Source organism: Dysgonomonas sp., assembly GCF_035323175.1.
GTDB lineage: Bacteria > Bacteroidota > Bacteroidia > Bacteroidales > Dysgonomonadaceae > Dysgonomonas.
Window position 1 is genome coordinate 5,133 of record NZ_DAOKYH010000003.1, and the last position, 8,136, is coordinate 13,268.

An 8,136-nucleotide genomic window follows, 5' to 3' on the forward strand; every position below is an offset into this window, starting at 1 on the left:
AAATATGGGGAGTTTTCTAAAACTTAACCATAAAGACATGCCAATATAACAATAAATAAATATTATAAAATAGGGGAATACCGAAATATGACTTTTTATGTGTTAAATCAAACATTAACATATTAAAAAGAAGACACTTAGACATGTGACCCACAACCCAAAATATGACTTTTTTAGGGCTGTAAAATTATACTAAAAAATTATTTTTCTATTAACATAAAAATAAATATCAAAATTATAATTCTGTTACAGAAATAGATGTATATTTGATCATAAATAGCATATTATCAGGCAACACAAAACGTTCAAGACTTCATTTTCGATATGAATTTCGATATGAATTGAAATGAGTTCGGACAATACAAATCAATATTTCTGACGATAATTCATTAGAATCTTGTGCCTTAAATGTGCAAAAAGAGGTAAGCTCTTGTGAGATAGAGAGTGAGTACTAAAGTTGAGATTGATATTGTTGTTTTAGAAACAATGGAATAAATGTAATATACAATATAAGTAATTCTTAGAACAGTAAGTATGTTAACAAAAAGTAGTGATAAAATTAATACTTCAATAAATAATAAACCATAAATCAGGCAGAATGAACACAATACACTATTTATTCATCGTATCGCTTCTGATATTTGCAGTTTTCTTTCTTTTTGCAGGGTGGAAAAACATCAAACTATTGCTAGACGACTGGGATTACATCAAATCGAACAAAACGGGCGTAGGAAGATTCCTTTATGTTGCCGGTTTTGTAGGTATCGCTGTATTGCTCTCTGTCTTAGGCTTCATTTTCATCTACTTCCTACAGATTGCCAGTTCGCAAGCTTATCTATTTTCGGAGTAAGAACTAGAACAGAAAACTTTACAATAAACGAAGGCCTACGCCACCATTCCCTCTACATCAAAAGCAAAGGGAAAGACTATTTTTTCGCTGGTCTTTCTAGCTTGCACGTTAAGATCACAACTGCAACAAGGCTATTCTTGTGCAAAAAAATGACAAAAACCCCCATATATATTCTACAAAAAAGTCATATAAAGCCCCCTACAGAAGAGGGTTAAACGACTGATATAAAAAATATTATTATCAGCATATCGGTACAAAAAGTCATATCGCACAAAAAATGATAAAAAAGGATTCATCTTATCATTAGATTTGCATAGAATTCATTGATATCACCTTTCCTTTTATGTGTAAGATTATGTCTAAATATTATATCTCCATTGAGCACACCGAGGACATCGACACCGGGCAATATGCGATCAATGATCCGGATATTCTGATCAAAAAGCGCAGCTTCTTGATATTTGACATGATTGTAAAAAACTTTGGAACGTATAACCGTGACTTAAAGGAATATGCTGATAGATATTGTAAAATATTAAACTCGGTATCTCTCTAAACATGATAAAATTTGTCTTTATATAAATCCGAAGAGGCTGTACACCCAACACAAGCCTCATCCATTCAAAAATCCTAATCCTTAAGATCATTCTCAGTAATTAAGAAAGGTCCACAAAATCACTTTGTAGACCTTTCACTTACACAAACTTTACAAACTACTTAATATATTAAAAAATACGAAAACCTATATTTTTTAATAAAAAAACAGATTAATAAAACTTTAGATTTTTCCTCAAAAAGAACAAAACTTATAAAATTATTTTGCTTTTTTTGATAGTTTGATAGTCCATATGAGAGTATTTAAAATAACTTATTATTGTTGTATTTGTAATGTTTACACAAAGATAGTCAATTTCACACATTATAAAAATTAATTCTCCTAAAAAAAATCACCTACAACCCTCTGTCAGAGCATATATGCTAATAATCCGTTAATATATAGCGTATTATATACGTCATAAAAAATGTGATTTTATTTAAAAAAATTTCAAACGCCTACTTTAAACCTCCGCATTACCAAATATCCGAGCAGAAACAGCAACAAAATCCTGCCACACCAGATCTGAAAAGACTGGAAAGAAGTCAGCCTGTTTACGTCCTGTACCTCTACCACCGGATAGGGCACGGCTATGCTGTCTGTCTTAAATACTGAATCCCTCACCACCTTGTCTCGATAGAGATATTTATACTTCTCGAGCCATACCGTATCGCCTTTCATCTTTATCAGCACAGAGTCGTACAGGTGAACCGAGTCACGCAACAGCTTGTCCCGATATTCCACCCTGACGCTTTCTACAGGAACATAGCTTGTTTTGGCTTTGCAAGACACAAGTATCACAAGCAGCAAACAGACTACTGATAAACCAGCTGCATATCGCTTTATAGATTTTAGAATCATTCTTCAAATTTTAAATCGTTAATCCTGTTTAACCACCCTCTCCTGAACTTTCGATTCGCCGGACGTGCTGCCACAATCCTATTCACAAAGGCGATACGCTCTTGGCGGATTTTTTCGAAAAGTTCACACTGAAGTGTATAATCATTCACAGCAGCCAGCGTTTGGTTGCCCACAACGCCATCGGCAGTAACGCCCAACATCTTTTGCGGCAACTTGATGCCATAGCTGCCCGAAGCCCATACCCAGTCGACAAGGATATTGGCTATGCTCTGATTCACAATCTTATCCCCCTGCCACTTGTCCCAATAGAGGCTTTTGAGCACATCCGCCCACTCTGCGTCCGAAATATTCTTCAGGTCGGCAACGGTGGTTGTGGCGTATCCTCTTTGGCGGCGGTAAAACCTATAGGTAGCTATCGTTATGCCCTTATTGGTGGCTCCGCCCCTATCGTCGGGATCGTCTACAAAGCCACCTTCCCATCGGAGAATAAATGGAATAAGCAGTTCAACCTTTGCCATCTTTGTCTTCATTTTTCTTTTCGTCTTCTACTTCTATGATATCGGTTTTCTTTCCAAAAAAATTTAGAATGTTCACCTTCACGTTTTTACCTCTCGATGCGAAGTAATTCACATAAATGCTTTCCAATTCTACCCCGTATATAATCACAAGCATGAGCATAGGGAGCAACTCTACGCCAAAAGGCAAGGCAAATGCCTGCCCGAAGGTGTATGCCAATATAACCCAGATGATGTAGCTGGTTATCTTGTCGATTGTACGGCGCACGGCTTTCGATTTCTTTACGTCTTCTTTTCTGGCTTTGGCGGCGGCTATTCCAAACTTCAGGTCGGCAAGCGTTAGTGTCAGTGCCAGGATCAAGAGCCATTTAGCCCAAATAAAGAAATCCAGAAGCCCTACTAAAAAATTATCGGTGTATGTCATAAGTTATTTTTATTTGTTTGTTGTTTTTGTGATGAATGAAAATGTCGGATTATTCTCTTTGAGGAACGCCCGTCTTTCGGAATTTGTAATTCCGAAAATTTACGAAGCAGGGGAACCCTTACGTTGTAGGGGATTTGTAATCCCCTACAACGAGTTTACAAGAATGTGCCGTAATTGAGTCCGGCGTGTGTCTTATTAATAAATACCGCCTCCACTTTACTGCGGCTCTTTTCGCCTGCTTCTGATTTTTCGATCAATATCAAACTGATCTTGCTGTTTTGCAGAGACATTGTCTCTACATCCTTATTGTTCAAGTCTGCCATGTTATATCGGGTTTTGTGTGGTTATCTTCAATCTCAATTGCATAAATGCCCCTTTGATAGGAAAAGCCAATTCGCCCGGGTTACCACTCATTGCCAGCACCGAGTTGTAGAAGTCGGGGTGCCCCGATGCAATGTAATTGCCAGCCTTGTCTCGCTGCATTTCAGCCTGCTGCGCATTGTTGAGGCTCATAAGGCAACGCAGGTCGTTGGGCAATACATCAAACCATTTGGGCTTTTGCTCATTCTGCCAAAAAGCCTTGTCGGTGGCGTCTGTGTCGCTTTCGTTATAAAGGTCTTTCCAGCATCTTCGAAGCTGCACATTGCCTGTCAGTGTAAAAGTAGATTTTCCCGCCTCTGCCACAAACGAAGAATATGCCGGATAGGTTATTCCGTTGTATGTCACACTACCCGAAGCGTCGCTCACCAATTTGGGCTCTACAAAATACCAATATCCGGCTTGCAGGCTTCCCGAAGCAATTGCACCCGAAGGTATCTTGTTTACAATACGCATCTGAACGGTAGAGTGCAGCACCTTATCCAGCACCTCATACACAATGGCGTTAGACGTTTCGGGCACAAATGAAGTGACACCTGCCACTCCGTTAAAAATATTGTTGCGGGAAATTACAGCCGAACTATACGTCACTCCGTTGTATTTCACCTTTGCCTCCTGACCATTCTTCGAACGCACAATGTAAGCACGATGCACACCATTGCTGTAAGGTACAATGCCTCCGTCTTTGTTTACCTCAACGGACGAAAATGATGGCGTGCTGTCGATCAATACGCCTTGATCTATAGGCAGATTGTGTATAATATCCAACTTATTGAGCTGATATTTACCTCCCAGCCAGATTATATTTGTAGCACATTCACCCGCGACAGCCTGCGAAACGTCGATGTTGGAAGCCAATGCTATAGAGCCGTCCGTTATGGCAAGCGAGCTATTAGCATAGACCGGCGAAAAGCTTGCCGGCTCGCTTTTGTCGGATGTGATACCGATGGCGTCACATCTGTCGAAGGAATAACCGAAATATACCAAATGCCTTTTTTCGTAATTGTGCAACGCAGAATCTTTTTTCACAAGACCGTCTACACACGAGTTTTTAGAGAAAATCCATTTGCCCTGCTTCATCGTCTCACCCATGTCTGTAACATTCGGCACCGTAATAGATTGCGCCTCGCAGCGGGCTACAAAATCAGCTCTCAGCTCCTCTTCCGTGTTACCGTTGAGTGCCTTGTACTCGGTTTCTCCTCCGATCTTGAGTTCGCAATCGTTGAATGCTACAAAATTATTCCTGTAACCGGATACATCGGAGCTCAAGATGGTTACTTTACAATGATCGAACAAATCCAGATTGGTATTCGACAATACGGCATCGGGTACATTTATAAATGAGTTTCCCCCGTTGGTAGAAGTCTTGGCATAGAGCTTACAACTGTGTTTTGTTCCCGAAAGGTCTGAATAGATAGTACATCCGACAAATATATATCCGGTACGGTATAAAGGCTGTGATATATGTCTCACTGTCATATCATAGAAGTAAAGGCTATTTTGCCAAACAGAACCTTCCCCATAGGCATTTATGTTTTTATTCCATATCGTGCTATCCATGCCACTACCTATCATATGCAAATAGTTGTAATTTGCACTCGCCTCTGTAACAATAGAGCCGGTATGGATACCGCCGGAGAAGACGTTCTTGGTCACTCCCGAGTTTCGCTTTAGATCTATAACTCCATGAGACTTCGCAGGATTTGTCCTTGTGTACACAGATCGTGTCCTCTGATCGTAGGCTGTAGCACTTAGCGCAGAAAAGAAAGCAACATTATCTATACTCTCATCCAGCCTGCCATACTTATCTCTATAATTATACTTGCCCATCGTCTTCTGTTTTTTCGGTTATTATCACTCGTCCTGTAGCCAGTACAAGAACATTACAATTGTCAAAGTCTGCCCTGTCGTTCTCTTTCAAATCGTTATACAATCGCATGAATGAATGGGGCTGACTGTCAAACAGCAGATTGTCATCGACCTCAAATGTGACATCGCCTTTCTTTACTTCGTATATCATGGTAATGTAGCTTTTGCGTAAATAAATAAGTATCCGGTAGGCTCTGTGCCAACTTTTTCGACCTTAAATTCCACAAGCGACTTCGCCTTTATCTTTACCGATACGGTTTTACCTAAGGGCACTTCTTTGCCGTCTACCCATAGTTTGGATACATTCATCGCCTCTACCCGATAGATTATCATCTCCTCGCCTATAAACATTTCGTAGGGCGAAGCAAGCCCCATATTGATCGACATGCGACGCTCCAACTGCAACTGCTTGGCATATTCTGCCAGATTCTCGAACAGGTACTTGCCCGAGCTGAGCGCACCGTTGCTATCTTTCTTCGAACCGAATATCCAGAAACCGCTCGGGTCTTTGATTTCGGGAAGCTCCGACAAGGGGATAGCTGCTATTTTAGTGTTTTCTGCCATATTTTTTTGATTTGTTTTTATTCTAAAATCTTCTTTGTTCTTCTGATTCTCTTTTTCTATGCTATTTGTTTTATTCCTCTTTTTATACTCTTTGTTGTTGACTACACTACGTTCCGTCTAATGTTGTTTCTGAACGATAGAGGGGATAGGTAGGGGCAGTGGCTTGTCCCTGCCCTTTTCTATCCGGGCGACCACAAGGGTTCGCCCCTACTCCATTAATATTCATCATTCGTCCTTCGGGGTTCCCTTCGTCCTTCGGGGTTTGCAACCCCGAAACTTTATCGTCAGGATTTTAAAATCCGAATTGAAAGGACTTTTGGATTGTAAAGCCGAAAACAAGAGAGATCATCGCATTATATCAATATTGCGAACTTTCCGTTTTCGGTAACTATCACCCTCCTGTTCTCTGTTCCCAACGCAAATATTTTGTTGAATTTTTCGGCATTCACCTCAAAGAGAGGATAGATAGAATCTTTGGAAAGCGTGATGCTGTATCCCGCTGTTTCGCCCAATTGCCCCGATACCTGAGAAAATGCAAGCGTAGCCCCACCGTCGGAACCAAAAGAGTAAATATTGCCCTGCATATTCCTGAACACCACCAGATACTTGTTGCCAAGGGCTTTGAGCAGGTTGTTGGTTTTGTCAGACTTGAGGGTATTCACAAAGGTGGTTAGTTGCTGCCTGTACAGTGCGCCATCGTTTGTTTCGGTGAAATTGCTTTCGCTAACTTCCGACAGCATCGTGTAAGGGGTGTCTACGTCTTTGAGGATACGATCTACAAAACAGGAGTCGTACAGGGCATCATCTTTGAAGTAATAAGCTGCAAAATCCTTTATATCCAAAAGGTAAATCTCGGCTATACCTCCCGAATTGTATCCGCATGTGTGTTTTATATTCTGCACCAATCTGCAACTCATATTGTTCTGTTTTTTTTGAGACAAAGCGGCAACCGCCATCAAAGCTGAATACCGCTTTATCAAGTATGTTTTCTTTAAACTATGATGTGACATTCTTTCTCTCTCTTTGCTTTTTTAGTCGTCCTTCGGGGGTTGCAACCCCGAAGCTCTACTATCAGGATTTAAAATCCGAAAGGACGACAAAGAGGCGAATATCATAACTACATCGCAGAACAGGTTAAGGAGTTACAACTGTCTTATCCACAATGGCAGTAACCACGTCCTCACCCTTGAGCAAGCGACCGATTTCCATCTCAGTTCCCGCCATTGTCACCGTCCAGCCGTTTGCATCAGCCTCAGCAGCACCCGAAGCGTAATTGAATGCCGTTGAGCTCAGCCCGTTGATGCGTCCCAGCACTACCGAACGGTTGCTCTTATCCACCACCACAGCCGTAAACTTACCAAGACTGAGAGCATCACCCTGATTAAGAATCGTATAGTCGTACTCGCTGAGTGTGAAGTTTAGGGTGTGCGTACGGTATTTACCGCCGTTGCTGTTCTGTGCCAGTTCGTCGGAGAAAGAAGCCGTATTGTCTATAAAGTCCACCTTATAGGCTTTTGCACTGTCGGCAAGCGTGATAGCGCTGATCTCTCCTTCGGCCGAAAATTCGTATTCGTTAGCCGAATCGTGATTGATCAGATAAACCGATTTGATACCGGCAACGGAATACACACATGTTTTCTTTGTAATATTTGATGTTAATTTGCAAGACATAATTTTTTTTTTTTGATTCGTTAATTTTTTGTCGCTTTTCTTTTTTTGACTTCTTTTGTTCTCTGTTCTTATCCTCTCCGTTCTTCGGGGTTTGCAACTCCGAAGATCTATCATAAGGATTTAAAATCCGGATAAGAATTGCTTTTGGATTATAAATCCAAAAGGACGGTGTCGCATAGGTAGGGGCAGTGGCTCGTCCCTGCCCGTTTATATACGGGCGACCACAAGGGCTCGCCCCTACCCGTCTAATACCCGTCCTTCAAGGTTTGCAATCCTCGTAGAACGAAGCAAGAGGACAGAGTCACATTCATTCTTATTTTTTCTCCTTTTGACATAAATGCTTATTCATTTGTTTTGTTATTTTTGAAATAACTATGACTATACGAAAACCAAATATTACTGTACTTCT

12 protein-coding genes are annotated in these 8,136 nt (G+C 40.8%); 2 read left to right on the plus strand and 10 right to left on the minus strand.

The window, feature by feature from the left end:
- Positions 1–598 precede the first annotated feature (598 nt).
- Positions 599–850 (plus strand): hypothetical protein, encoded by a 252-nt coding sequence (locus PKC55_RS05715; RefSeq protein ID WP_135104679.1) that lies wholly within the window; start codon positions 599–601, stop codon positions 848–850.
- Between the two features lie 355 nt (positions 851–1,205).
- On the plus strand, positions 1,206–1,406 hold the full coding sequence (locus PKC55_RS05720) for a hypothetical protein (RefSeq protein ID WP_228093781.1): 201 nt from the start codon (positions 1,206–1,208) through the stop codon (positions 1,404–1,406).
- A 489-nt stretch (positions 1,407–1,895) separates the two neighbouring features.
- On the opposite strand, the gene PKC55_RS05725 is transcribed toward PKC55_RS05720, so the two are convergent.
- From PKC55_RS05725 to PKC55_RS05770, 10 genes are all read right to left on the minus strand, one after another.
- Positions 1,896–2,306, minus strand: a complete 411-nt coding sequence (locus PKC55_RS05725; RefSeq protein WP_291126443.1) for a hypothetical protein — start codon at positions 2,304–2,306, stop codon at positions 1,896–1,898.
- On the minus strand, positions 2,303–2,824 hold the full coding sequence (locus tag PKC55_RS05730; RefSeq protein ID WP_324372237.1) for a glycoside hydrolase family 108 protein: 522 nt from the start codon (positions 2,822–2,824) through the stop codon (positions 2,303–2,305). Before PKC55_RS05730 ends, PKC55_RS05725 begins: the two co-directional genes overlap by 4 nt.
- The gene (locus PKC55_RS05735; RefSeq protein WP_291125636.1) at positions 2,811–3,245 is read right to left on the minus strand and encodes a phage holin family protein; all 435 of its coding nucleotides are present in this window, start codon (positions 3,243–3,245) and stop codon (positions 2,811–2,813) included. Before PKC55_RS05735 ends, PKC55_RS05730 begins: the two co-directional genes overlap by 14 nt.
- A 155-nt stretch (positions 3,246–3,400) precedes the next feature.
- A complete protein-coding gene (locus PKC55_RS05740) occupies positions 3,401–3,568 on the minus strand; it encodes a hypothetical protein (RefSeq protein ID WP_291029099.1) in 168 nt (55 codons plus the stop codon).
- Position 3,569: 1 nt separating this feature from the next.
- Positions 3,570–5,453, minus strand: coding sequence for a hypothetical protein (locus tag PKC55_RS05745; protein WP_291125634.1), 1,884 nt, complete (start codon positions 5,451–5,453; stop codon positions 3,570–3,572).
- Positions 5,440–5,643 carry a cupredoxin domain-containing protein gene (locus PKC55_RS05750; protein ID WP_291125632.1) on the minus strand — a complete coding sequence of 68 codons (204 nt, stop codon included), beginning with the start codon at positions 5,641–5,643 and terminating at the stop codon, positions 5,440–5,442. Before PKC55_RS05750 ends, PKC55_RS05745 begins: the two co-directional genes overlap by 14 nt.
- Complete coding sequence (locus PKC55_RS05755; RefSeq protein WP_303887808.1) at positions 5,640–6,056, minus strand: hypothetical protein; 417 nt, start codon at positions 6,054–6,056, stop codon at positions 5,640–5,642. The genes PKC55_RS05750 and PKC55_RS05755 overlap by 4 nt, the downstream gene beginning before the upstream one ends.
- A 106-nt stretch (positions 6,057–6,162) precedes the next feature.
- A complete protein-coding gene (locus PKC55_RS05760; protein ID WP_283685773.1) occupies positions 6,163–6,324 on the minus strand; it encodes a hypothetical protein in 162 nt (53 codons plus the stop codon).
- Positions 6,325–6,409: 85 nt separating this feature from the next.
- Positions 6,410–7,066 carry a hypothetical protein gene (locus PKC55_RS05765; protein ID WP_324372244.1) on the minus strand — a complete coding sequence of 219 codons (657 nt, stop codon included), beginning with the start codon at positions 7,064–7,066 and terminating at the stop codon, positions 6,410–6,412.
- A gap of 124 nt (positions 7,067–7,190) precedes the next feature.
- Positions 7,191–7,727: a hypothetical protein gene (locus tag PKC55_RS05770; protein WP_283685771.1), complete on the minus strand. Its 537-nt coding sequence runs from the start codon at positions 7,725–7,727 to the stop codon at positions 7,191–7,193.
- Between the last annotated feature and the right edge of the window lie 409 nt (positions 7,728–8,136).

What these genes read in the sequence shown, in the direction of transcription:
- PKC55_RS05715 (WP_135104679.1), top strand. Translation starts at nt 599, where the DNA reads ATGAACACAATACACTATTTATTCATCGTATCGCTTCTGATATTTGCA.
- PKC55_RS05720 (WP_228093781.1), top strand. Translation starts at nt 1,206, where the DNA reads ATGTCTAAATATTATATCTCCATTGAGCACACCGAGGACATCGACACC.
- PKC55_RS05725 (WP_291126443.1), bottom strand. Translation starts at nt 2,306, where the DNA reads ATGATTCTAAAATCTATAAAGCGATATGCAGCTGGTTTATCAGTAGTC.
- PKC55_RS05730 (WP_324372237.1), bottom strand. Translation starts at nt 2,824, where the DNA reads ATGGCAAAGGTTGAACTGCTTATTCCATTTATTCTCCGATGGGAAGGT.
- PKC55_RS05735 (WP_291125636.1), bottom strand. Translation starts at nt 3,245, where the DNA reads ATGACATACACCGATAATTTTTTAGTAGGGCTTCTGGATTTCTTTATT.
- PKC55_RS05740 (WP_291029099.1), bottom strand. Translation starts at nt 3,568, where the DNA reads ATGGCAGACTTGAACAATAAGGATGTAGAGACAATGTCTCTGCAAAAC.
- PKC55_RS05745 (WP_291125634.1), bottom strand. Translation starts at nt 5,453, where the DNA reads ATGGGCAAGTATAATTATAGAGATAAGTATGGCAGGCTGGATGAGAGT.
- PKC55_RS05750 (WP_291125632.1), bottom strand. Translation starts at nt 5,643, where the DNA reads ATGATATACGAAGTAAAGAAAGGCGATGTCACATTTGAGGTCGATGAC.
- PKC55_RS05755 (WP_303887808.1), bottom strand. Translation starts at nt 6,056, where the DNA reads ATGGCAGAAAACACTAAAATAGCAGCTATCCCCTTGTCGGAGCTTCCC.
- PKC55_RS05765 (WP_324372244.1), bottom strand. Translation starts at nt 7,066, where the DNA reads ATGTCACATCATAGTTTAAAGAAAACATACTTGATAAAGCGGTATTCA.
- PKC55_RS05770 (WP_283685771.1), bottom strand. Translation starts at nt 7,727, where the DNA reads ATGTCTTGCAAATTAACATCAAATATTACAAAGAAAACATGTGTGTAT.